This window comes from Shouchella clausii (genome assembly GCF_002250115.1).
Classification (GTDB): Bacteria; Bacillota; Bacilli; order Bacillales; family Bacillaceae_D; genus Shouchella; species Shouchella clausii.
Map to the genome: position 1 here is coordinate 620,324 of NZ_CP019985.1, position 24,164 is coordinate 644,487.

The 24,164-nt window shown below is 43.6% G+C and carries 22 protein-coding genes, 1 pseudogene and 1 riboswitch; of the genes and pseudogenes, 8 read left to right on the plus strand and 15 right to left on the minus strand.

Annotated features, from left to right (window positions below):
* The first annotated feature begins 144 nt into the window (after window positions 1–144).
* Window positions 145–1,200 carry an acyltransferase family protein gene (locus BC8716_RS03005; RefSeq protein ID WP_094423868.1) on the plus strand — a complete coding sequence of 352 codons (1,056 nt, stop codon included), beginning with the start codon at window positions 145–147 and terminating at the stop codon, window positions 1,198–1,200.
* A gap of 17 nt (window positions 1,201–1,217) precedes the next feature.
* On the opposite strand, the gene tenA is transcribed toward BC8716_RS03005, so the two are convergent.
* From tenA to BC8716_RS03030, 5 genes and pseudogenes are all read right to left on the minus strand, one after another.
* Window positions 1,218–1,889, minus strand: coding sequence for a thiaminase II (tenA, locus tag BC8716_RS03010; RefSeq protein ID WP_094423869.1), 672 nt, complete (start codon window positions 1,887–1,889; stop codon window positions 1,218–1,220).
* Between the two features lie 3 nt (window positions 1,890–1,892).
* Window positions 1,893–3,170, minus strand: a complete 1,278-nt coding sequence (locus BC8716_RS03015; RefSeq protein WP_094423870.1) for an acetylornithine deacetylase — start codon at window positions 3,168–3,170, stop codon at window positions 1,893–1,895.
* 65 nt (window positions 3,171–3,235) lie between these two features.
* Window positions 3,236–3,344: riboswitch (TPP riboswitch) on the minus strand.
* Between the two features lie 216 nt (window positions 3,345–3,560).
* Window positions 3,561–3,997 (minus strand): annotated as a pseudogene (locus tag BC8716_RS22975) (tryptophan synthase subunit alpha).
* Window positions 3,998–4,148: 151 nt separating this feature from the next.
* The gene (locus tag BC8716_RS03025; protein WP_094423872.1) at window positions 4,149–4,562 is read right to left on the minus strand and encodes a YhfM domain-containing protein; all 414 of its coding nucleotides are present in this window, start codon (window positions 4,560–4,562) and stop codon (window positions 4,149–4,151) included.
* Window positions 4,562–4,765, minus strand: a complete 204-nt coding sequence (locus tag BC8716_RS03030) for a hypothetical protein (protein ID WP_094423873.1) — start codon at window positions 4,763–4,765, stop codon at window positions 4,562–4,564. Before BC8716_RS03030 ends, BC8716_RS03025 begins: the two co-directional genes overlap by 1 nt.
* A gap of 256 nt (window positions 4,766–5,021) precedes the next feature.
* On the opposite strand from BC8716_RS03030, the gene BC8716_RS03035 reads away from it, so the two are divergent.
* The 3 genes from BC8716_RS03035 to BC8716_RS03045 are packed head-to-tail and all read left to right on the plus strand — an operon-like array spanning window position 5,022 to window position 8,058.
* Complete coding sequence (locus tag BC8716_RS03035) at window positions 5,022–6,269, plus strand: ABC transporter substrate-binding protein (RefSeq protein ID WP_094423874.1); 1,248 nt, start codon at window positions 5,022–5,024, stop codon at window positions 6,267–6,269.
* Between the two features lie 49 nt (window positions 6,270–6,318).
* Window positions 6,319–7,215, plus strand: a complete 897-nt coding sequence (locus tag BC8716_RS03040; RefSeq protein ID WP_406550699.1) for a carbohydrate ABC transporter permease — start codon at window positions 6,319–6,321, stop codon at window positions 7,213–7,215.
* 12 nt (window positions 7,216–7,227) lie between these two features.
* Window positions 7,228–8,058, plus strand: a complete 831-nt coding sequence (locus BC8716_RS03045) for a carbohydrate ABC transporter permease (protein WP_094423876.1) — start codon at window positions 7,228–7,230, stop codon at window positions 8,056–8,058.
* 173 nt (window positions 8,059–8,231) lie between these two features.
* On the opposite strand, the gene BC8716_RS03050 is transcribed toward BC8716_RS03045, so the two are convergent.
* From BC8716_RS03050 to BC8716_RS03065, 4 genes are all read right to left on the minus strand, one after another.
* Window positions 8,232–9,599 (minus strand): GntP family permease, encoded by a 1,368-nt coding sequence (locus BC8716_RS03050; RefSeq protein WP_094423877.1) that lies wholly within the window; start codon window positions 9,597–9,599, stop codon window positions 8,232–8,234.
* Window positions 9,600–9,671: 72 nt separating this feature from the next.
* Window positions 9,672–10,667, minus strand: coding sequence for a 4-hydroxythreonine-4-phosphate dehydrogenase PdxA (gene pdxA / locus BC8716_RS03055; RefSeq protein WP_011245515.1), 996 nt, complete (start codon window positions 10,665–10,667; stop codon window positions 9,672–9,674).
* Window positions 10,668–10,685: 18 nt separating this feature from the next.
* Window positions 10,686–11,972, minus strand: coding sequence for a four-carbon acid sugar kinase family protein (locus BC8716_RS03060; protein WP_094423878.1), 1,287 nt, complete (start codon window positions 11,970–11,972; stop codon window positions 10,686–10,688).
* A gap of 18 nt (window positions 11,973–11,990) precedes the next feature.
* Window positions 11,991–12,746 (minus strand): DeoR/GlpR family DNA-binding transcription regulator, encoded by a 756-nt coding sequence (locus BC8716_RS03065; protein ID WP_094423879.1) that lies wholly within the window; start codon window positions 12,744–12,746, stop codon window positions 11,991–11,993.
* Window positions 12,747–13,071: 325 nt separating this feature from the next.
* On the opposite strand from BC8716_RS03065, the gene BC8716_RS03070 reads away from it, so the two are divergent.
* The 4 genes from BC8716_RS03070 to BC8716_RS03085 are packed head-to-tail and all read left to right on the plus strand — an operon-like array spanning window position 13,072 to window position 17,193.
* On the plus strand, window positions 13,072–14,586 hold the full coding sequence (locus BC8716_RS03070) for a spore germination protein (RefSeq protein ID WP_257392281.1): 1,515 nt from the start codon (window positions 13,072–13,074) through the stop codon (window positions 14,584–14,586).
* A 19-nt stretch (window positions 14,587–14,605) separates the two neighbouring features.
* Window positions 14,606–15,802: a Ger(x)C family spore germination protein gene (locus tag BC8716_RS03075; protein ID WP_094423880.1), complete on the plus strand. Its 1,197-nt coding sequence runs from the start codon at window positions 14,606–14,608 to the stop codon at window positions 15,800–15,802.
* On the plus strand, window positions 15,802–16,005 hold the full coding sequence (locus BC8716_RS03080) for a hypothetical protein (RefSeq protein WP_094423881.1): 204 nt from the start codon (window positions 15,802–15,804) through the stop codon (window positions 16,003–16,005). The genes BC8716_RS03075 and BC8716_RS03080 overlap by 1 nt, the downstream gene beginning before the upstream one ends.
* Before the next feature lie 39 nt (window positions 16,006–16,044).
* On the plus strand, window positions 16,045–17,193 hold the full coding sequence (locus tag BC8716_RS03085; RefSeq protein WP_094423882.1) for a GerAB/ArcD/ProY family transporter: 1,149 nt from the start codon (window positions 16,045–16,047) through the stop codon (window positions 17,191–17,193).
* A 187-nt stretch (window positions 17,194–17,380) separates the two neighbouring features.
* On the opposite strand, the gene kynA is transcribed toward BC8716_RS03085, so the two are convergent.
* From kynA to BC8716_RS03115, 6 genes are all read right to left on the minus strand, one after another.
* Window positions 17,381–18,238, minus strand: a complete 858-nt coding sequence (gene kynA, locus BC8716_RS03090; RefSeq protein WP_094423883.1) for a tryptophan 2,3-dioxygenase — start codon at window positions 18,236–18,238, stop codon at window positions 17,381–17,383.
* 21 nt (window positions 18,239–18,259) lie between these two features.
* On the minus strand, window positions 18,260–18,901 hold the full coding sequence (gene kynB, locus BC8716_RS03095; protein WP_094423884.1) for an arylformamidase: 642 nt from the start codon (window positions 18,899–18,901) through the stop codon (window positions 18,260–18,262).
* A complete protein-coding gene (gene kynU / locus BC8716_RS03100) occupies window positions 18,901–20,184 on the minus strand; it encodes a kynureninase (protein ID WP_094423885.1) in 1,284 nt (427 codons plus the stop codon). Before kynU ends, kynB begins: the two co-directional genes overlap by 1 nt.
* Before the next feature lie 196 nt (window positions 20,185–20,380).
* The gene (gene rlmN, locus BC8716_RS03105; RefSeq protein WP_094423886.1) at window positions 20,381–21,451 is read right to left on the minus strand and encodes a dual-specificity RNA methyltransferase RlmN; all 1,071 of its coding nucleotides are present in this window, start codon (window positions 21,449–21,451) and stop codon (window positions 20,381–20,383) included.
* Between the two features lie 128 nt (window positions 21,452–21,579).
* A complete protein-coding gene (locus BC8716_RS03110; RefSeq protein WP_094423887.1) occupies window positions 21,580–22,806 on the minus strand; it encodes an MFS transporter in 1,227 nt (408 codons plus the stop codon).
* Window positions 22,807–23,251: 445 nt separating this feature from the next.
* Window positions 23,252–23,599, minus strand: coding sequence for a YxeA family protein (locus BC8716_RS03115; RefSeq protein WP_157730340.1), 348 nt, complete (start codon window positions 23,597–23,599; stop codon window positions 23,252–23,254).
* Between the last annotated feature and the right edge of the window lie 565 nt (window positions 23,600–24,164).

The window sequence follows — 24,164 nt, forward strand, 5'->3', positions numbered from 1 at the left end:
AATTACCGCAAACTACAAGCAAATGACTGCACTGCCCTATAGCCCTATGTAAGTTTTGCTCACAAGGTTTTTCGAAAACAGAGGATGTGTATACTAGCATTGTAGAGCCACACCTGGAAGTTGATACAGAAAGGGGTTGCTTTGATGGACAGCCGAATTAAATGGATCGATGCGGCGAAAGGGCTTGGCATTGTTCTTGTTGTCATGAGCCATGCGCCTATCGACGAAACGCTTAAAGCCTTTTTGTTTGCCTTTCATATGCCTTTATTTTTTTACTTGTCTGGAGCTGTATTTCGTCCTCATTCTATGAGTATTTGGGCCTTTATTAAGAAAAAAGCACGAAGCCTATTATGGCCATACTTCGTTTTTTCAGCGGCTTCCTATCTCATTTGGTACAGTATGACAAGACATTTTCCTTTCACTGCCGGTGAAGACGTCAATCCGATTAATCCATTTGTTGGCATCTTTTTGTCAACACCTGGGAATTACCAACTTACGTACAATCCGGCCATTTGGTTTCTCACTTGCCTATTTGTTGTCGAATTGCTCTTTTTTCTTTACTATCGCCTGTCAAAAGGGAGATTCATTGCGACGTTTCTCGTAGTCGCTGCTATCGCCGGTTACGGGTCGACCATGCTTTCGTTTGCATTGCCTTGGAATGTTTTCGTCGCTTTGACGGCTGTTGTATTTTACGGCCTTGGCCATTTGACAAAACATTTTTGGAAGACGCTTCCATGGGCAAATGTGCTGCTTATTGCGACGCCCTTATTTATATCGGTGTTCTTCATCCAATCGCTCAATACAGAGCGTGTTGACATGCGGGCAAATGTACTCGGCGAATTCGGCTTCTTTTATTTAGCTGCAATAGCAGGCATCGCCGCCTTTCTCGTGCTCATTCCTAAGCTGCAGCACTCAAAGACATTATTGTTTCTTGGCCAAAACTCGATTGTGATTTTGCTTATCCACTTGCCAATACTAAACTTTGTCCGCGCTGCCCTTTATTACGGATTTCAAGTTGACTTAAGCACGGCTAACAGTTTGCCTTGGACGTTGTTTTTCACAGCTGTTACGATTGTGCTTGTCGTCCCATTTATCTATTTGTTGCAAAAATACCCATGGTTGCTTGGAAAAGCACCATTGAAAAAGCAGGGACGGTTGCAGAAGCAACACGCCTTACAAGGAAACGCTGTGCCCCGCTAACAGAGCACAGCGTTTTTTTAACCGATCGGCCAGTTTTCTTGTTTATAGGCCATATCCCAAAACATATATTCATAACGGCTTGTATTCATAAAGATCGTTTCAATCCGGTCTAGCTCGGCCTCGCTCTTTTCTGCGGCAAGCTCGTCTAGCTTTGCAATCAGCCAGTCCGCAATTGCGCCAAACTCAGGCGAAGAGTACATTTTCACCCATTCCCCATATGCCTCATGTTCTGTGGCGCCAGGAATTTTTGCGAGTTCTGTGCCAATTTCATAATAGCTCCAAGCACACGGCAAGATCGCAGCAATGAGCTCGGCAAGGGACCCTTTTTGCGCTTCAGCCATCATCGCGCTGCTATAGGCAAGCGTTACTGGGCCAGGAACCGTCTGTTCCAACTGCTCCCGTGTAATTCCGAGGCGCTTTGCATAAGCACGGTGCAGTTCCATTTCGCTGTTAAGTGTCTCATCAAGCGCTTTAGCAAAGCCTGACATCGTTTCCAAATCAGGTGCCAGTACTGTGCCGAGGGCAATGACGCGGGCATACTCGATCAAATATTTATAATCCTGGCACATATAATATTGAAATGCTTCTAGTTCAAGAGTGCCGTGGCCAATTCCTTGGACAAACGGATGATTGTGGCTCGCTTGCCAAATCGGATCAGCATTTTTACGAATACGTTCTGAAAACTTCATAAGTTATTCTCCCCTTTTTTCAGTATTGCACCATTTATAAATGAAGGCGACAAGCGCTTTCGTATAACGGACGAGTTCATCAATGTCAAGCTGTTCATTCACGCCATGTGCGTGTGCTAATTTCCCAGGCCCGTAACAAATCGTCGGCATTCCATATTCGGCCAACCAGCCACCATCATTCACACTAGTCGACATTTCTATTTCCAGTGGAGCGTCGAAAACAGTCTGATGAACAGTCTTTAAAACAGATAATGCAGGATGAGCTTCATCGATTGAAAAAGCAGGGAATACTTCCCCTTTGTCTTCAATCATAGAGGCGCCGCCCCAAGTAAAGGTTGGAAGATTGTCTTTCAACCAGACATCTGCTTTAGCTGTAGCAAGAAGATGGGCTTCAATTTCGTTGGCCACTTCTTCTGCGGATTCATTTGGATAAAAATGCACAGTTATCCACAACCTGCATTCATCGGCAATAAACGCTGGATGACGCCCGCCTTCAATGACAGCTGGATTAATCGTATTGGTACCAGGCGGAAAACCTGGATACGACTTTGTCACAGCCCAGTGGCGCTCAAGCTCTTGCAAAGCAGCAATCAGTTTAGCCATTTTTTCAATCGCACTAGCGCCCCTTAAACTGCCACCGGCATGGATCATATCCCGCCGCGTTCCATCATGGTGAGTCGAGTCACTTTTTACGGTAATCCAGCCAGTAATGACACCGCCTTGACCATGAACATGGCAATTGCTTGTGTCGGCTACAATTGCATAATCAGCCGTATAGCCCCGTTCACAACATTGTTTCGTGCCAGCCTCGCCGACTTCTTCGCCTGTAACTGCTTCGAGTAAGACATCGCCCTTTAGTTCAATGCCATGATCATGCAAAAGACGCAACGCAAACAGACAAGCGCCAAGCCCGCCTTTCATATCGGCGGCACCACGGCCATACAGCGTCCTTTCTTCTACCACGGGAGAAAAAGGAGCGTATTTCCATTGGCTTTTTTCTTCCTCTTCGACTGTAGCGACATCGACATGGCCATTTAAAAGGAGGCTATGGTACTTCGTTCTATCTGTGCCTTCCTTCTTCGCCACGATATTCCAATCGCCTGGGTACGATTCCCACTTATCGACAGCCATCCCCGCAGCACGCAAATAGCTCTCAATATACTGTTGGATATCGGCCGTATTTCGGGCTGGAGGGGCTATGGTCGGATAGGAAATCAAATCAGACACAAGCCGAATGAGCTCCTCTTCCCGTTCTTCCACTTGCTTAAGCAACGATTCCACCTGGTTGTTGTCCTCCTTTTCCACACAAAAAAACCGCTACTTAAAAAAGAAGCGGGTGGCATGTCGAGAAAACGTGCCCGCTTCCCTCCGCTGGTCCGAACCAGATCAGGTGATAAGGGTTAAGGCGTTTGCCTCTCTCAGCTTCCATTATTCGAAGCACCCCTAGCGGTTTTAGTGATTGTGTTGTCATTCTTACGCTATCATATGGGAACGATAACGGCAAGCTTTGTTTAACTAAAAACGGTTCTGAAATCTGACATGATCAGTGAATGTTGAAACCTTATTTTGTTTGATACCATCCTATAATCGTCACAGTGTTCTTTTTATCGAGAGCGGTGCGCTTATTCACCAAACGATGGAGCTGGAACCACTAGACAAAAATATCACCTCTCATATATTCGTAACTTCATTCATAAACGTTTTCACACCTGCAAGTCCTTTCGTTTCATACTTTCTCAACAACTCGCTTCCAATAATAGCTAAGTCGCTTTTTTTCTTTAAGTATGCTACATCCTCTTTTGACTGAATTCCTAACCCTACTCCGATAGGGAGCCTAGATAAATCTTTGCATCGTTTAAAAACACATCAGTCTTATGATCAAAAATAGTTTTTGATCCAGTCACCCCTTTTCTAGCGACACTATAAAGGAAACCATCCCCTAGCTCGGACAAATACTTTATTCTTTTGTCTGAACTATGTATCGTCGTAAGTAGAATTGGAGCTACATCCACTTTTTTAGCCTTTTCAATGTATATTTTACTTTGCTCTGGAAATGCATCAGGGACTATTAATCCTTTAATTCCAATAGCGTGACACCTAGGAACCACCGTAGAGCAGTGCTTTCAATTTGCTGAAAAAGTGATATTTTACCTCTATCACTCCTACTGCTTCAAAACATAATTGATTAGAATAACACGGGGTGACCATACCCTTGCAATGGTCACCCGTAGAAATCGATAATAGCTAGGAGCAAACTTGTTATTCCTCAATTAACATTAAAAAATCAGCCGTTTCCTCTTCCTTTATTTTGTAGTAGTAGTGATCTTGATCATGATCTGCAAATAAAATTTGTTCCTGATCAGAATGAGGCAGCCATACGATTAATCTCAGAGAATCGGTGTCTTCTTTTGAAAATAGAAGCGTAACCTCTTTGTCTGGTTTCCTTATGTCCAATGTCCCTTCTTGAGAGTCAGCATTTTCGAGGATTGCTACCAAATCATCGATTGACTTTTCATCCGCTACTGAGGTTATATGCTCAGTTGCTACATCCAAAACATTCACTTCAATTACATTTTCATTCATTTGTATGTTTGGGTTTGAAAAGTGGCAAGCTGATAGCATGACCACCATTAACAAAGGGAAAAGCACACAACTACCTTGAGATTTTCCCACTATCTATTATCCTCTGCTTCCTCCTTTAATTCAGGAAAATTCTCAATCATTGATCGAACATCTTTAACAAACTCTTCCTCTGTATATTGACCATCCGCATGTTTTAAAATATCCAGTTTGCCACAAATAATCTTCATGATTCCCTTTGCGTGCTCTTCTTTCAAGCCGTTTACTTTATCAATCATCTTATCCAACTCAAGCATTCAATCATTACTCCTTCCGCTTCCTCTACACCTAATATTAACATACCACCAATTCGTTTTTATAGATGAAGGCCCATCCTTGCTATACGAGCGCTTTTAAGGAATGGTTTTGTTCCAACTTGTTATTGTCAAAAATAAACATGTATTATTTATTGAAAATACAGTATAGTATAATCTAAATTTATATTTTCATTGGTTTCAACTATTTTGTAAGCGCTGTCATACATGCCAATGATTCTAAGAAGGAGGTTCCACCATGAGACGTCTTTTCCTGTTTTTCAGTGTGTCGCTCCTTGTCTGTTCTAGCTGTCAATTTGCCCCTATGTCAGGCGAGTCTAAACCGGTAATAACACTTTGGTATTGGAACCGCAGCCTGAGTGATGATGTGATTGCGAAAGCGCAAGAAGCCTTTCCTCATGTGACGATTGATGCCCAAAAGATCGGTGGAGATGAATACAAGACGAAGTTGCATACAGCGCTTATTGCGGGGAGGGGCCCTGATATTGTCGCTATGAATGACTGGGCCTATGAGTATATCGCTTACGCTGAAGAGTTTGTCAATTTGCTTGATTATGGTGCAGATCAATTAGAGCAATCATATTTGGATTGGAAATGGCAAGCTGTACAAGACCCAGAAACCGGTGCGCTCATTGCCCTGCCAATAGACACTGGCCCAACTGCCCTTTATTACCGAGCAGACTTATTTGAGGAAGCGGGATTGCCTACCGAACCCGATGAAGTGCATGCCCAGTTGCAGACATGGGAGGATTATATCGAGGCGGGCATTCAAATGAAAGAAACAACAGGTGTCCATATGTTTGAATCGATTACAAAACCTTATTTGCAAGTGATTGAGCAGCAATCAGACAAATACTTTGCTGAAGACGGCACTTATATCGGCGATGGGGAAGCGATTCAATATGCTTGGAATACAGCAGTCCGCATCCACGAAGAAGGCCTGTCTGCACGTCTGACAGAAGGGCAAGAAGTCAATGCCGCTTTAAACGGGGGCGATGTCGCTTCACGGGTAGGAGCTGTTTGGGAATCGCAAATCTTACAAGATGCTGCTCCTGATACAGCAGGGAAATGGCGTGTTACAAGAGCTCCTGGTGGAGATGGCAATAACGGCGGTTCTTTTATTGGCGTTCTTGATAGCTCCGCCCACAAAGACGAGGCAGTGGCTATTACAAAATGGCTTGTATCACCAGATGCCCAGCTCGACCATTTTTTAGACGTCAATCTTTTTCCTTCTGCGATTGAGACGCTTGAGTCAGAGCTTTTGCGTGAACCTGATCCTTTTTATGGCGACCAAGTAGTAGCGGATGTTTTTGTTGAGTCGGCGAAAAACGTCCCTCCTACTTTCTATGGAGAACATTACGGCAAGTTTCGCACGATTTTTAATGATGAGATGGTGCTGATCGATCGAGCCAATAAGAATCCAGAGAAGGCTTGGGAGGATGCACAGAAGAAAGCGCAACGGGAACTGTCAAGAATCGATCAATAAGGAGGAATACGCGATGACCACTAAACCTCAAACAGAACTCGACTATGAGATGCTCCGTCAACATAAGCCTTCTCTTTGGGCTGAAATATGGAAAAAACGCACCCTCTATCTGTTTATCTCTCCTTTCTTTCTATTATTTGCGGTCTTTGGCGTTTTTCCAATCTTCTATTCGTTGTATTTGTCTTTCCACAGTTGGTCTGGTTTAGGCGATAAGACGTTTGTCGGCCTGTCCCAATTTCAATATTTGCTTGGCGATGCTGAGTTTTGGCAAGCTGTCGGCAACACATTTGCGATTTGGTTTCTCTCAAGCATTCCTATGTTGTTCTTTGCTTTAGTCATCGCTTTTTTACTCAATCTCCCTTCCCTCAAAGGGCGGAGCACCTACCAAACGATGTTCTTTATCACGAATGTCACCTCCATTGTTGCCGTAGCGATCATCTTTGAAACGATTTTCAGCAACCAATACGGCTTAATGAACTACTTGCTCTCTCTCATTGGCATCACGCCTCTCGAATGGCTGAACTCAGGTTTCTTAGTGAAAGTCGTCATCGCCTCCATGGTTGTTTGGCGGTTTGTCGGCTATAATGCGATCATTTATTTAGCTGGCTTGCAAAACATCCCGAAAACCCTTTATGAAGCTGCCATAATTGATGGAGCCAATAAAACGCAAATTTTCTTTCGCATTACCATTCCTTTACTGCGCCCAATCATTTTGTTTACGGTCATCATGACAACAATCGGCTCGATGCAAATTTTTACCGAGCCGCAAATATTACTAGGCAATTCTGGCGGCGTTGGCGGAGCTGGCATGACGATGACACTCTATATGTATAATGAAGGTTTTCTAAATAATCAATTTGGTTATGCTTCCGCGGTTTCATGGGCCATGTTCATCATCATCGCCTTGTTTTCGCTTATTAATTGGAAACTAGTCCAGAAAGCATAAGGAGGAAATCAGATGGCATCCGATAAATTTCTCACGAAAGCATTGACCCATTTTGTCTTGCTCATTGGCGTCATTATCTCGATTTTCCCGTTTTACTGGCTAGTCGTCATGGCCACGAATACAACAAGCGATATTTTGAGATTTCCTCCAAAATTGACGTTCGGCCATGAACTGTTTACGAATGTAAAGAATGTGCTGGCTTCCATTGACTTTTACCAAGCTTTTTTTAACACGTTATTTGTTTCAACCGTCACGGTTATTGGCGTGTTATTCTTTTGTTCCCTTGCCGGATTTACATTCGCGAAATTTCGTTTTCCAGGAAAAAACATGCTGTTCACTGCTTTGCTGTTAACGATGATGATTCCTTCACAAATGAGCTTTGTCCCTTCTTTCCTGCTAATTGCCGAGTTTGGCTGGGTCGATTCGTACAAAGCGTTGATCATTCCTGGCCTCGCCAGTGCATTTGGAATCTTTTGGATCCGCCAATTCTGCCAGGACGCGGTTCCTGATGAATTGCTCGAAGCAGGAAGATTGGATGGCTGCAACACGTTCCGTCTATACTGGAATGTAGCGCTGCCCTCGCTCCGGCCAGCGCTGACCTTTCTCGGCATCTTTACATTCATCGGTGTGTGGAATGACTATTTATGGCCGCTCGTTACGATCAACTCACCAAGCCGTTATACACTACAAGTCATGCTCGCACAACTGAACGGGGTTTATGACACCGATTACGCGATCATCATGACAGGCACATTGATGGCGACATTGCCACTCATTATCTTATTCATCATCTTCAGCAAGCAATTTATGAAAGGTGTCGCGGAAGGAGCTGTGAAGGAGTAAGATACGGCTTTTAATCGTGAAAAAGGTAACAAAAAACGGCTTTCCCTTCGATATGGAGACAATGGGAAGGCCGTTTTTTTAGTACAGAGATGGGAGGACAACTAGCGCTCTATTGACGACAGCTTCGCTTTTTCCTCAATAGAAAAAGCTTCCCGCATAGGAAGCTTTCCAACTTAAACGAACATATTTGCGATGAGTAGCATAATAAGGGAGATAAACCAGGCAATCGTAGTCGGCACTGACCAGACAAGGATTTGTTCTTTCGCCTGCTTAATGCCAATTGTGCGGTTGACTACCCAGAACAAACTATCATTAAAATAAGAGAAGAATAGTGAACCGAGAGCAGCTGCTTGTGCAGCAAGCACCATATTGACATCCATATCGGCTAAAATTGGCGCTGAAATGGATGCGGCTGTAATCATCGCGACAGTGCCGCTGCCTTGAATAAAGCGGATGAGTGTAGCGATGACGAAAGGAAGCAAAATTGCAGGGATTCCTGTGTTTACGACGATTTCGCCAATATGCTCGCCTACACCTGTCTGTCTTAAGACAAAGCCGAGGGCACCGCCTGCGCCGGTGACAAGCAATACGATTCCCGCTTGCTTAATGCCTTCTTCCATCCGCTCCAATGCTTCTGAGCGTTGGATATGGCCGAACAACCCGTAGATAGCAAGCAGTACGGCGATCCCTACTGCAATGACAGGCGAACCAAAAAAGGTGATATAGTCGACAAATGGGCCTGTTGCTTCCATTGCGTTCAATGTTGTATTCATAAAAATCAGAACGATCGGCACCACAATTGGCAAAGACGAACGCAGCAATGAAGGAAGCTCTTTTTGTTCTTTTTCTTCCAACCATTGTTCTACATCTAGCTGTTTTTCTGGACGAATCCAATCCATTCCGTCTTCGCTCGGAACTTGGTAAATCCGCTTGCCAAGCCACTTTGCGTAAATGACCATTGCAATGACAATTGGAACCGCAAACAACATGCCTGAGATAATCATCCAACCGATGTCAATATCGAATATTCCTGCAACTCCAAGGGGACCTGGCGTCGGTGGAACAGCACTATGAATGACAACCGCGCCGCCGGCAAGAGCAATAGCAAGAGCGACGATTGATTTTCCTGTCTTTTTTGACAACGCTTTCGCAAGTGGACTCAAAATAATAAAGGCTGAATCGACAAAGATTGGAATCGCGACGATATAGCCTGTAATTGCCATCGCCCACTCTTCCTTACGTTTCCCAAGAACTTTAACGATCGTGTAGGCTAGCCGTTCCGCTGCACCTGATACTTCAAGAATTCGGCCCATCATCACGCCAAAACCAATCACGATTGCAATCGAGCCGAGCGTGCTGCCAAATCCTTCTGTAATGGCGTTCACCACGTCTGGAGGCGCCATTCCGCCGACGAGCCCAGTAATGGAAGCGGCAATAATTAAAGCCAAAAAGACATGAACTTTTGTTTTTACGACAAGAAATATGAGCACAGCGATCGCCAATACGAGGCCGATCATCATTTGCGTTTCAGATACTTCCATAAGTGTTGCCTCCTTCTTGTAAGCGCTTAATAATAAGATGAATAGCTGGGCTGCTCGTCGCAGCCCAGTCGGTTACGCCTGTTTAAAATGAGGCGCGTATTTAGCGGCAAGCTTAATGCTTTCTTCCATGCTGACTGAACTTGCAATCCCTTGTCCGGCAATATCAAATGCTGTGCCGTGATCGACAGACGTCCTTAGGAATGGAAGTCCATTTGTAATGGAGATGGTGCGGTGGAAATCAGTCATCTTCGCGGCAATATGCCCTTGGTCATGGTAAAGGGAAAGCACGGCATCGTAACGTCCATTTAATGCTTGGAAAAAGACCGAGTCGGCAGGAACTGGACCGACAGCGTCTATCCCGTCTGCTTTGGCAAGCTCAATTCCTGGCTTGATTTCATCCACTTCTTCATAACCAAACAATCCATTTTCTCCACTATGGGGATTTAAGCCAGCTACAGCAAATTTGCGCTTTTCAACACCAAGCTTTGCGAGTGCTGCATCACAGCGAAGCAAATAGTCGTGGACACGTTCCTTTGTCATTTGCCCAATTGCATCTTTTAGCGACAAGTGGCGTGTCAAAAAGAAAATGCGCATGTTGCGGACTTCAAACATCGTGAGCGGATCAGCGACATCAGCTAGGCCAGCAAGCATTTCCGTATGCCCAATGTATGGTACATTTGCTGCTTTAAGGGATTCTTTATTAATCGGTGCTGTTGCCATTGCTTGCACTTGGTTGGTTTTGCAAAGCTCAACCGCATGTTCAATATAAGCAAATGCTTGTGCACCACATTCGGCGCTAACTTTCCCAAACTGATAATCACCGAGGTTTGGAAAATCAATGACGTCAATTGTTCCATATTCGCCCCGTGCTTCCGCCGGAGTGTTAACTTTGTTAATCGTTAAGTCCGCTTTGACTACAGGCAATAGTTTTTCTAGCACTGCTGCATTGCCAATCACGACAGGTGTGCAAAGATCATAAATTTCGCTCTTATTCAGTGAACCAACTGTAATTTCAGGTCCAATTCCTGCTGGATCGCCCATTGTTACCGCAATAATTGGTTTTGCCATGTTATCCCTCTCCTTTGTTTACATTGCTTTTGTCTCAATAAATTTGACACACTCGTAAATCGCTTTTTTATCGCCAATTAAGCCGCCTTTTGTCACAACTGGCAATCCGTCAAAATAGCCGCCGTCAAATGTGCCATAAGCAGCAAGGGGCATGACTTCGTCTTTTAGAGCAATGCCATTCGCGCGCCCGAGTGCACAGACGGATGCGGTTACATCACCGCCGCTTGTAAAACAACCAGCAAACTGGATACGCTCGCTTGTAAGCAATTTCCGGCTAATCGTTGCCAGTCCATCGGTGATCCGTTTTGCAAGGGCATCACTGCTCTTTTCTTCTTCAATAGCTTTTGCCTTCAAATCGACTAGTTCTTGGCCAGGCTTATGTGTTGTCACAATGAGAACACGGTCTGTTTCTGCTTGCTTTAATGCAGCTTTTGTTGCTCGTTCCACTTCCTGTTTCCAAGAGCTGCTATAACTAGCAAGGGGCTCAGGGTTCACATAAACGGGCGTGGAACCTGTTTTTTCAATCAGATACGCTAGTTGCGTCCCTGTTAGACTTGTTGCACTGCCGACTGCCACTAAAATATTTGCTTTCTTCGCATAGTCGCGGGACATCGCTCGAGCATAACTAGCTGTCAGCGGGCCAGGATCAGCACACAACACTGTTCGCCCACTGGACGCAAGTGCTTCGGCTACTTCATCAATCTGTTCATTGGTAATCGCATCAACAACGATGATTCGGGCGCCAGTTTGCAATTGGAGCGAAAGCTCATTTAAGAAAGACTCTTGGCCTTCCATAACCGCGCTAAGCCCGACGTAGCCCACTTGATGATGGGATTGGTCCCCGATTAAATCAGGGACATAAGATTTTTTTATTGGCGCGATTGGGTCTTTCGATACATACGTTTCCTGAAGGGGAATGCCATCTAGCAACAAATAGCCCCCTGCCATCGCTCGGCCGGAATCTGGAAAAGACGGCATGACGATGCTTATGGCATCTTCCGCCATTCCTTTAAGCATTTCATCGACCTCTGCGCCAATGTTGCCTCTTAATGTGCTGTCAATCCGTTTTGTAAAAATGGCAGCTCCCCAATTTTGCAACTGCTCCATTGCCCGAGCAACACGCTGTTTAGCGACGTTTTCTTCAATGTAACGGCTATCGGTATCCATAATGACTGCATCATAGAAACTGTTGGCAGGCAAAGTCGCACTATGGACAATCGTTGACGCTTGAAACCCTTGTCGAACCAGTTTCACGCCAGAGGCATTCGCCCCTGTTAAATCATCAGCAATTACGCCTATTTTCATTGTTTTCCCCCCGTTCGCCTACATCGGCGCCAACCGCATATTCTCATGGCATGCCTCCATCTCGTGCCCTTGGATTCTCGAGTCGGTCACAATTCCTTCCAACTCATTCAAACCACAAACACGGGCGAAAGACGTTTCATCAAATTTTTTGGAATCGCATACAAGCCATGTTTTTGCTGCTGCTTGCATCATCAACTTTTTGATTTTCGCCTTTTCAAGCGTAGGCGCTGTGATTCCGGCCAATGGATGGACAGCATGGGCACCAAGCAAAAATAAATCAACGTGAATATTGCGCAATAGCTCTTGGGCATGGGGGCCGTGCAGCGCACCGAGTTCGGGCTGGACTTCACCCCCGGTTATAATACAACGCGGCTTTGCATCAATCAGTTGTGCAGCTATCTTTATATCATTGGTAATAATGGTCAAATCATTCCGGTCTTTCAATAACTTAACAATTTCAAGCGTTGTTGTCCCTGAGTCTATTAATACTGTTGACCCGTTCTCTACAAGTTGTGCCGCTTCCCGTGCAATCGCCTTTTTCGCTGGCAATTCTTTCGTTTCTTTACGGGCATAAGGCGTCTCCTTGACAAGTGCTTTTTGCAGTACAGCTCCACCGTGTGTGCGAATAATTTGGTTTTCCGCTTCAAGCAAAGCCAAATCGCGTCTTACTGTCATGTGAGAAACATCGAGAGCCTTGGCCAATTCATCAATATCTGCTTTTCCGGCGGTCGCCAACAACTTTTGAATATACAAACGTCTTTCTTTAGGATTCATGTTCTTTTTTCACATCCTATATTGTTAATTTAGAACAAAAAGCAACCGTTGTCAATCATTAATTGTTCTTTTTAAACATAAATCGACATAATTCTGCACAAATCAAACATATATCCCGGTATATCTTTATTATAACTGATCGTTTTTCACAAGTGTACTAGCGCAAAAGAATGAAAATGAAAAAAACAAGTTAATGCAAAGGGAAGAAAATAATCAAAAACGAGTCTTTGATTTACACTGAATGCCGGATTAAAGCGCATAGAAAGGAGTGGGCTGCTACATACTACAACTATTCTCACTTCAAGCAGGAGGTGTCCCTCTTATCATGAAACAATCCGCACCGCCTCATGATTACTTAACAAACAAGATGCCTAGCTCTCATCTCGCTGATACGATTGATTTTATTTTAACTACTACCGGACATAGCGAAGATATACTCGTACGGCCTTTTTCATTTGGTAGAAACCAAACACTAAAAGCAGCTTTTCTTTATGTAGAGGGGCTTTGCAATGAAGACGCAGTTGAAAAAATGATAAGCAGAGCGAAATTTTTTGATGAAAAGGAACCTGACGTGTTTGAAAGAGCACAACAGTATTTAGAAGAAGTAGGCCATACAGAAACGCTCAATCGCTTCCGGCCGCTAATGGACAAACTTTTCACTGGCTACGCAATTTGTGTAATCGATGGTTTTTCTACCCCTATCGCTGTCGCTGTTTCCCTTTATACAGAACGGCCTGTATCAGAACCAATGACAGAAAAAGTCGTCCGCGGCTCACGAGAAGGATTTGTTGAAAATGTACGGACGAATATCTCCCTATTGCGAAGGCGAATAGGAGACGAACAGTTATGGATTGAGACAAGAACAATCGGCACCCGTACCAAAACGAAAATTATGATTGCCTATATGAATGATATTGTTGACAAAAGCATATTGCGTGAACTACATACAAGGCTAGATCGCATCTATACTGATTCGGTTTTAGAAGACGGAAACATCGAAGAATTAATCGAAGACCAAGCATATACGCCTTTTCCAACTGTGTACTCAACTGAGCGCCCTGATACAACAGCAGCCCATTTATTAGAAGGCAAAATTGCAATACTGAGTGATGGCTCGCCAATGGCTCTTATTGTCCCGGCCCTATTTGTGCAATTTTTCCACAACGCTGAAGACCATACACAGCGTGCTGACATCGGAACCCTTATTCGTCTGTTACGCTTCATGTGTATTTTTATTGCGATGTTGGCCCCCTCTTTTTATATTGCGATTACAACGTTTCACCAAGAGCTGATCCCCACAGGGCTGCTTGGCAACTTAGCTGCGCAACAGGAAGGCACGCCGTTTCCGACTTTTGTTGAAACATTAATGATGGAAGTCACATTTGAAATTCTCCGTGAAGCAGGGATTCGCATGCCGCAGCCAGTCGGCCAAGCCGTATCGATTGTCGGTGCTATCGTCATTGGCCAAGCCGCTGTGCAAGCAGGGATTGTCTCTGCAGCAGTTGTCATTGTTATCTCGATTACAGCGATCGCCAGTTTTGTGTTTCCTACATACAGCATTGGCGTACCAATCCGTATTTTGCGATTTGGATTTATGGCTCTTGCTGCTTCGTTTGGCCTTTTAGGCATTTGTATTGGCTTTACTGCAGTGCTTTTACATTTGTCTACTTTAAAATCGTTTGGCATCCCTTATTTAAAAGGGCTTTCCCCGTTTGTATGGAAAGACCAAACCGACACAATTTTCCGTGCGCCTAAATGGTTGATGAATGAGCGGCCAGAAGCAACGACAAAGTTTAATCAAACGCGGCAACGTACACCAAAACCAAGCCCTAAAGATTGAATGAAAGGAGGATGCGGATTTGAAAGCAGAAATACAAAAAACGATGATCATTGTCGTCTCCTTTTTTCTTTTAAGCGGTTGTTGGGACCGTTGGGAACTCAATCAGCTTTCCTTAATTGTCGGCATAGCCGTTGATAAAGAAGGAGATGATTATGTGTTGACAATGCAGGCAATGAACCCTGCTGAAATCGCTTCACAGGAAACTGGCAGAGGCTATGCACAAGGTATCGACGTCCGCGAAAAATCTAAAACGATTCATGAATCGTTACGGAAAATGATCCAAAAAACACCAAGGCGATCGTTTGTTTCCCAATTAAAAGTGTTGATTCTAAGTGAAGATGTTGCGAGGGACGGTCTAGACCATGTATTGGATTTCTTTTATCGGGATCACGAAATGCGCTCTGATTTTTTTGTGCTAATTTCCAAAGATACGGCCGCTGAAAACATTTTAAATGTGCTAACGCCATTGGAAAATTTGTCCTCACAAAGCCTTTTTGATTCGATCGAGTTTTCGGGCCGTTCTTATAGCAGTACAAAGAAATTGACAATGGATCGTCTGTTTTATGAACTAAAGGCTGACGGCATTGATCCTTCGATTATGGGCGTAACGGTTTCTGGGGATTTACAGAAAGGTAGGACGAAGAAAAATGTCGAGCAAAACATGGCGGCTGCCTTTGTCGAAACCAATGGTTTAGCCATTTTTAAAGGCAGCAAAATGCTTACTTGGCTTTCTCAACCACACAGCAAAAACATTGAATACTTAAACAGTGGAATCGAGAACAGCGTCAAAAGCTTTACTTGCCCAAGCGGTGGCAAAATAGCACTAGAAATGCATTCAAACGATCCAGCTATAAAAATGGAGTTAAAAGACGGGGCGCCTTCAGTGACATACGACCTCTCACTTAAGGCCACCATTTCAGAAGTCGATTGCGTTGATTTGGACTTGTCCATCCCTTCTTCCTATGAACGGGTCGAAAAACAGGCGCAAACCGAGATGGAGTCAGACATTCGCGAAGCGATCGTCGCAACCCAACAAGCAGGTTCGGACATCCTTGGTATCGGACAGGAATTATACCGAAAATCCCCTGATTACTGGGAGCAAATCCAGGACGACTGGTACTCGATCTATCAAGACCTCGATGTGAAAATAAACATTGACATCACCATTTCTGATAGTGGAAGCATTATCAATTCTTTTTCAGAAGGTGATTATTAATGGTGTTGTCTTTGGTTTGTGTCCTGTTAAGCGCATTTGTAATCACATGGGTAAATTGGCGCGACTTAAAGGGCAATCGCAAAGTGCAGGTTGTCTTTTATACGATTCTAACGATAGCTACAACATATGGAGCGCTTTACGCATGGGGATTAGAGGTGCCGAGTATTGCTCGGGGGCTCACTTCACTCGTTAAGTCGTTTTAAAAAGCAACGTGTACGGCAAGAAAAGGAGAGTCGGATTTGATGAAAACAGTGGAAACATTCTCATCGCGGTCTTTTGCTACAATGGTTCTTTACGCAACAATTAGCACGGCGATGCTCGGCCTTCCAGGCTCATTGAGCTTTTTTATCCAGCAAGATGCTTGGCTTGTTCCGATTATCGGCAGCATCGTTGGCATCCCAATTATTTTTCTTTACACGTTGCTTGCTCGCTGGATGCCTTCTGATGTCATTTTTGACATGAACAAACGTACTTTCGGCAAAGTCGTAGGTTGGTTTGCTTCCTTTTTCTATATTTTGTTTCCACTGCTTCATTTCCCAGCAATTATGAGCTATGCCGTCACCTTTATTAATCATTTTTTGTTGCCGTCGACGCCTTTTTTTGTATGCTACTTGCTATGTTTGTCCATTATTGTGTTCGGCATCATATGCGGAATTGAAGCAATAGCCCGGACAGCATCGCTATGTTTGCTATTCTTTTTCGTTCCACTCACACTGCTGATTGGCTTAACTTTGCACGATGTCGATGTTGGCTATATTATGCCGATTGCCCATTCACCAATGGCAGCAACGACCCAAGCGTTCGCTATTTATATGGGCAATGTCGTTTGCAACGTCGTCATCCAACTATCGATTTTCCCTAAGCATATAAGCGATAAAAAAGCAGCCGAAAAAGCGATATGGCTCGGCTATTCCCTCGGTTGCCTCATTTTAATCGTGTTTACATTCCTATGCATCACCGTTTTAACACCGCAAGTCGTATCTCGTGATTTTTATCCAGCTCTGTCACTTGCACAGCGCATCGATGTCGGCCAATTTTTCCAGCGAATTGAAGCAACGATTACCGTCGTATGGTTTATCTCGATTTACTTCAATTTACTTCTTTATTTCTATGCGATCTTAACGGGAATTGCCCATTTATTCAATCTTAAAAAAGCCAAACCGTTAGTGTTGCCAATTGCAATGCTATTGTTGTTTCTTGGCGCCACTTATTTCACAAGCATAATTGAAGAGCGTGAATTTTTTCGATTCGTAAGCATTCCTCAATCGATTTTAACTGGTTTTTTCCTGCCTTTGTTTCTCGTTGCTGTCGGCCTGATTAAACGACGGAAAAAGAAACAACCTCTTTGGCCGAAGCACGCTAAAGAAAGCACAGGACCGCCTACTTCCTAAGGAGAAAGGCAATACGCCCATCGGTTTGCCTCTAACATGAAATGAGCTGCCTTTTTGCGGACAGCCCTTTCTGTTAGCTATTATTCGTTTCGAATTTCCCAGATGGCTTGCCCTGACAAGAGAAGCTCTTCAAATATAAGCTCATAGTAGTCGGATTCATTCACATCAAACACCACTCCTGTTACGTTTAAATTTCCGTTCGCAAATCCCATAGCTCAGGAAAAAAACGTTGCTCAAGGACACTCTTTAAGTAGTTGACTCCAGACGAGCCACCTGTGCCAACTTTAAAGCCAATGATTCGCTCGACTGTTTTCATATGGCGAAAACGCCATTGCTGTAACCAATCTTCGATATCGACTAGCTTTTCTCCTAGTTGATAGAGATTCCAATAACGATCCACATGTCGATAGACGGTCAACCACGCTTCTCGGACAGAATCATTTGCCACATAAGGTTTTGAAAAATCCCGTTCTATTAAGTGTTGGTCAATTGCTAGGCCGGCATTTGCCAATGCTTGAATCGAAACGTCATACAAGCTCGGTGCCTGATAGGCTTCAACCAGCTTTTCATGCAACTCCTTGTCTTTTTCGTAGATTTTTAAAATCGCTCTCGTTTTATGGCCTAGTGCAAACTCTATGAGACGATATTGATACGACTGGAACCCTGATGCCTGGCCGAGCTGTTCCCGAAATTCCATGTATTCAGTTGGGGTCAACGTCGAAAGAACGTCCCACGCTTGAATGATTTGTGATTGTGTTTTCGAGACACGCGCTAAGCGTTTAAACGATGATGGCAAGTCATTTGCTTTAATAGAGGCAATGGCTGCGTAAGTTTCATGGAGGATCAGTTTCATCCAAAGCTCGCTTACTTGGTGGATAATGATAAAAAGCATTTCATCATGATGATTCGACAGTCGCTCTTGCGCGGTTAAAACTTGATCAAGTTTTAAATATTCCCCATACGTCATCCTGTTTTTAAAATCGGTATGGATTCCTGTTTCTTCCTGTGGCGCTTGTTGTTGAAAAGGCTTCTGTTCGTTTGTCATACCTATGCCCCGCCTTCCTGTTTAAATGGCTCGGATAACGGCCCGTACTGGACTACCATCTGCCTCTTCCATTGGCAAAGGCAAGGCAATCAACTCATAATCGCCTTCTTCCACCTTATCTAACATAAGGTTTTCTAAAATAGAAATGCCATTGTCCGCTAAAGCATGGTGCCCTTCTAGCTCTTTACTATCCAATGGATCAACAGAAGGAACATCGACGCCAATGAGTATAATGCCTTTTTCCTTCATGTAGGCAGCACCGTCTGCCGTTACATATGGAATCTTATCAGGAAATGCAGTTGCTTGGTTCGGGACGGCTGTCTTTATTAACAACCTTTTTATTCCTTCTAAATGGAGAGGACGAAGGGCAGCTTGGTCGATTCTTTCGTGTTTAGATAAATCAACGACTCTTGCTTTTCCTATAAACACATTAATATCCAAGTCTGATATTTTGGCACCGTCGTCTTTAAAATGAAACGGCGCATCAACGTGAGTACCAGAATGGACACTCATCGCCATTTGGCCAATATTGACAGAACCTGTTTGCTGTTTGGAAAACGTCAACTGGTACGAATACGGCAAATCACCTGGCCAGTGGGCAAGTTTTTCATTAAGTGGCTGCGATACATCGATCCAGCGGTTCATGTTATTTGCATGATTCATTAAGCAACCACATCCCGTTCATTTTTAAATTTTTTGTAGCGCTCTTCCTTCATAATTAGCTTTAAGACCTGAATGCTATTCCATACTTCCTCAAACGTATTGTAAAGGGCAACCGGTGCGAGGCGAATGCCTTTCGGGCTGCGAAAATCAGGGATCACGTTTTCTTCCTTAAGCGCTTTGCAAATACGAGCAGCTTCTTCGTGTTCAATGTAAAGATGGCCGCCTCGTCTTTCATCCCTTGGGTTTTGGATCGTAAACTGGTACTCGGAAAGCTCGTGCTCGATTAGTGTCATCATATAGTCAGTCAGTTTTAACGACTTTTTGCGAATTTGGTCGATTCCTGCTTCTGCAAAAATGGCAAGAGATCCGATCAAAGGCGCGATGCTAAAAATATGAGGTGTACCAATTTGAAAGGCACCGGCATGTTCAGCATGCGTTAGCGTATGCTCCATGTCAAATTGTTTTTGTTTGTTTGAACTAAACCATCCAGCTAATCCTGGGCTTCTGCCAAAGTGTTTTTCGTTCACAAAAAGCGCCGCTACACTGCCCGGTCCGCCATTTACATGTTTATACGTGCACCAAAAAGCAAAGTCCACATCCCACTTTCCTAATTGGTGGGGAATGGAACCAATCGAATGGCATAAATCAAACCCGATTAGAATGTTTCTTTGATGAGCGGCCGTTGTTAACCGTTCCATATCAAGGATTTGCCCGCTTCGATATAAAACACTCGGCAAAACGATCAAAGCGACATCTTCTTTCATTTTTGCAATAATGTCCCCTTCATTTAGAATGTGACCATTTTCACTTTTCACTTGAATAAGGTGTTCCTCTGGATCAAGGCCTCGGAGGTGGAGCTGACTTTTTAATGCGTAAATGTCACTCGGGAAATTCAGCTCGTCTGCCAGTATTTTCGTTTTCTTTCCTTCGGGCCGAAAAAAAGAGCTAACTAATTGGTGGAGATTTGTTGTCGTCGACCCAGTAACGATCACTTCCTCCGCCTTCGCCCCTACAAGGAAAGCCATCTTTTCCCCCAATGATTCAGACAAATAAAACCAAGGGTGCTTCCCTTTTGTCCAGCCATCAATTCCATACTGTTTCCAAGAATCCAATACGTCAAGCAATGATTGCTCTGCACGTATGGACAGCAAACCGAGTGAATTGCCATCGAGATAAATGCTTTTTTTGTCAATGTAAAACTCATTGCGAAAGCGCGCAAGTGGATCAGCTGCATCCAGTTGTTGCGCATATTCTTTTGTGTAAACGCTCTCAAAACAAGGCATAAACGCCCTCCTAGGAAAGATGTCGTCCTGTTCATTTTACCGTTCTAGCTGAGATCACGTCAATGATGCAGCCCTTACTGCCAGAACTTGAAGAAGGCGATGGCTACAAGTAAATGCGCAATGGAGAACTCCTTGGACAATGCCTTTAAGCAACAAAAGACCCAATCCCGCCACAATAAGCAGGATTGGGTCTTTTTTAGTTAACCTTTACTTTTTTCTTCTCTTGTTTGCTTCTTAGTTGGCCGCAAGCCGCATCAATATCCGTGCCGTGTTCTAAGCGGACGCCGCAATTGATGCCCTTTTTCTTCAATGTGTCGAAAAACTGGGAAATGGCTTCAGGTTCGCTGCGTTGGTATTGGCTATGCTCATCCACTGGATTGTACGGAATCAAGTTTACATAGGAAAGGTGGCGTTTATCACCAATTAGCTCAGCTAACTGCAATGCCTCTTCTTTATGATCGTTGACATCCTTGATTAAAATGTATTCATAGGTCACACGGCGGTTTGTTTTTTCTATATAGTAGTTGATCGAATCCATTAATTTTTCAATCGGAAACGCTTTGTTGATTTTCATAATCCGTGACCTAAGCTCATTGTTTGGAGCATGCAAAGACACAGCTAAGTTGACTTGCAGTTTCAAGTCGGCAAATTCATAGATTTTGTGGGCTAGGCCGCTCGTTGATACGGTAATGTGCCTTGCTCCAATCGCCAACCCTTTATGATCTTTAATGATCTCAAGAAAATCGACTGTATTCTGGAAGTTGTCAAATGGTTCGCCAATGCCCATTACGACAACGTGGCTCACGCGCTCTTCTTTTCCTACTTGATCTAAATGGAACTGGACTTTCATAATCTGCTCGACAATTTCACCGCTGGACAAATCGCGGTTTTTAGTCAACAAGCCACTCGCACAAAAGCTACAGCCAATGTTGCAGCCCACCTGTGTGGTAACGCAAACCGAGAAGCCGTACTTATGGCGCATAAGCACCGTCTCAATTAAATTGCCGTCTTGGAGACGGAAAAGAAATTTAATCGTACCGTCCTTTGACTCCTGCCGCACATGTTCGCTCATTGTCTCAATGGCAAAGTGGTCTTCTAATAGCTGGAGGCAGTCTTTATTGACGTTGGTCATTTCTGCAAACGTCGTCACCCGCTTGCGATAAAGCCAGTCCCACACTTGCGCGGCACGAAACTTTTTATGGCCACGCTCCATCAGCCAGTCAGTCAACTGAGCCATTGTAAGGCCGTAAATCGATTCCTTTGACATGTTTTTACCCTCATTTCGTTCGTTCATGCTTATTCAAAGTTTGCCAAATAACACGGCAAACGGATAGTCGTATTCTCAAACCCTGATTATAGCATAGAACATGAGAGAAAGAAAATTTGTTTTTAGATTCACTTTTCCGGCTCAGGAAGGAGAAACTTACAAATGGTTGCCGCTACCAGCAACGCAATGGAAATATAAATAGCATACTGATAATGACCGTATTCGGAATAGAGCCAACCTGGCAAGTACGCTCCTAGAGCGGAACCAATTTGGTGGCTTAAAAACAGCCACCCAAGAATAAAGCCGACAGAATAGCGTTTAAAATACTGGGTGATTAACATTTGCGTAGGCGCGACCGTTGCAAAGCTAACCAATCCATAGATCATCGCAAACAGGAACAATAAAGCTGGATTATGGCTATTTAACAAAATAAAAAGCGCGACCGCTCTCGTCAAATATAACCACAACAAAAACTTTCGGCTGCTAAAACGGTCAGCGACAACACCTGACGCTAAAATGCCAATGACATTAAATGCTGCTAAAATGCTGACCGCTGTGCCGGCAACTTGGGTGGAAAACCCATGGTTATGGGAAAAAGGAATCAAATGGGTATCCATTAACCCCGTAGTCGTAAAGCCACAAATGGCAAATGGCAACAACACAAGCCAAAATTCACGTTTAACTACGACTTGCCTAAAAGAAATGTCTGCTTTTTTGCCTTCTTGGCTAGTGTCTTCCCCTTCTTGCCTTTCTCCGCCAACCGGCGACAATCCTTTTTCACGAGGATGGTTCCGTAAAAATAACATAATGATTGGAAAGACAACGACGATTAAAAACAAACCAAGTAAAACAACCGTCATCCGCCAATCAGACCAATGAATTAATGACAAAGACACGGGCACGAGAACCATTTGCCCGGCGCCGAAGCCTGTCTCCATAATGCCAAATGCCAACCCTCGTTTTTCGTTAAACCAGTTTGTAATCACAACCGTTGCCGCTACATTGGAGGCACCACCGACACCAAGTGAAACGAACAAGCAATACAAGACAAACAGTTGCCAAGGTTCGTTAACAAAAGCGGTTAACAAAATGCTGATACCGACAATGAGCGTGCTGAATGAGAGAACCATGCGTGCTCCCCATTTGTCTACTAGCTTCCCAATAAGAGGTTGGGAAACGCCGTATACAACAAAACTCAATGTCGATATAAGCGATGTTGTCCCTCGATCAAGGGCAAAGTCTTTTTCCCAAGGTTCCACAAAAGCGCCAAATGAAAGGCGCAGTCCTTGAACTGCCAGAAATGTCAAAAAGATAATGATGACAATCATCCATGCGTAATGAACCTTTCTGTTCATTTTCTCCACCTACCTCCGATTCCATCCTACTCTCTGTTGAAAGCACAAACTATTTTTTGGCTATGTGCTTGCCTATCTCCTTTTTTCTTCAGCTAAGAATTCGTTGCATGCAAAGAAAACGCAACCGACTGCAACCAGCCTGATACGCTAATCAAAAAAAGCATGTTTCCATTTTGAGCATCTAAAACACAGGTCACCACTGACTCATAAAAAATAAGGCCATAAATGGCCAGAGACTGTAGACAAAAAAAGGACGACAAGGCGTTTGCCTCGCTTATGTGCTTGATTTTGTCGAAGTTGACGACAAAATCAAGCAGCCCTAAATGGGCCGTTTGTCACTTAACTTTGTCGTTCAATAGTTGCTTTAATAAAACTATCTGATTGTTCCATCATTCTATTAAATCAAATAACGGCACAGCTTGTAAAGAACATTTTTTCACTTTTTTTAAAATGACGTACGGATCGCGTCAGGAATATCTTCTAGTTGGACTTCTTCCCAGCTATCGACAAATGCTTTTTTTGTCTTTAACCGCAAAAATGCCCCTTCCCGCAAATTTTTGCTTGCAGTAAACTCAACTGTCCTCACTTGGCCGTGTTCGTCAACTCCCTGTATTTCATATACATAGTCGCCAGATTCATTTTTAGTGCCGTCTTCCTCTATTGCCACGTACACATCTGTCACTGCTACAAATGGATTTATTTTCAACACAACAACATTGTCCTTAAACAAGAGCCAGCCAGCAATTATTAGAATGGCTCCTATGCTGAAGGCGATAGCTAGTCTGCGTTTCAACTTACTCACTCTCTTTCTTTTTTATTCAATTGTCTCGCTTCTCCCTATAGGAAACCATTGATCTGCCTTACAATTGACGGCGCCTCACTTACAATTTTGTCACCATCTATATAAATAGCAAAAAGCCTTCCTAGGATAGGAAAGCTTCTTTAATTAGGCGAGACGGCGATTGTGAAATGCAGCATACTACGCTTTTTGAACTCCGTAGTTTTTTGTAATGATTAACAAGACAAGGTGGCTATTAGGGTAACTTTAAGTCCGATTTAATCAGGGGTTGAGTTATTTTACCAAGATTGAGTATACTGTTCTTACAAAGAACCAATTTTTTATTGTTTTTATGTTACGAACTTGCGTTTCTATAAATATTCCACTAAGCAGGTGAAAAATGTGTTTTTTAAAAATTCTGTCAGTAACAAAAATGTTAATAACGCTTATTGGATAACCTTTTTATTTTGGGGAGGAGTGTTATTAGTAAACTCCATAACAGAATTATTTTATAGCCAGAGGTTAATTTCAAGCTCTTTTATTACTTTAGTTTTGGGTTTATTGCTATTTTTTATAGTTG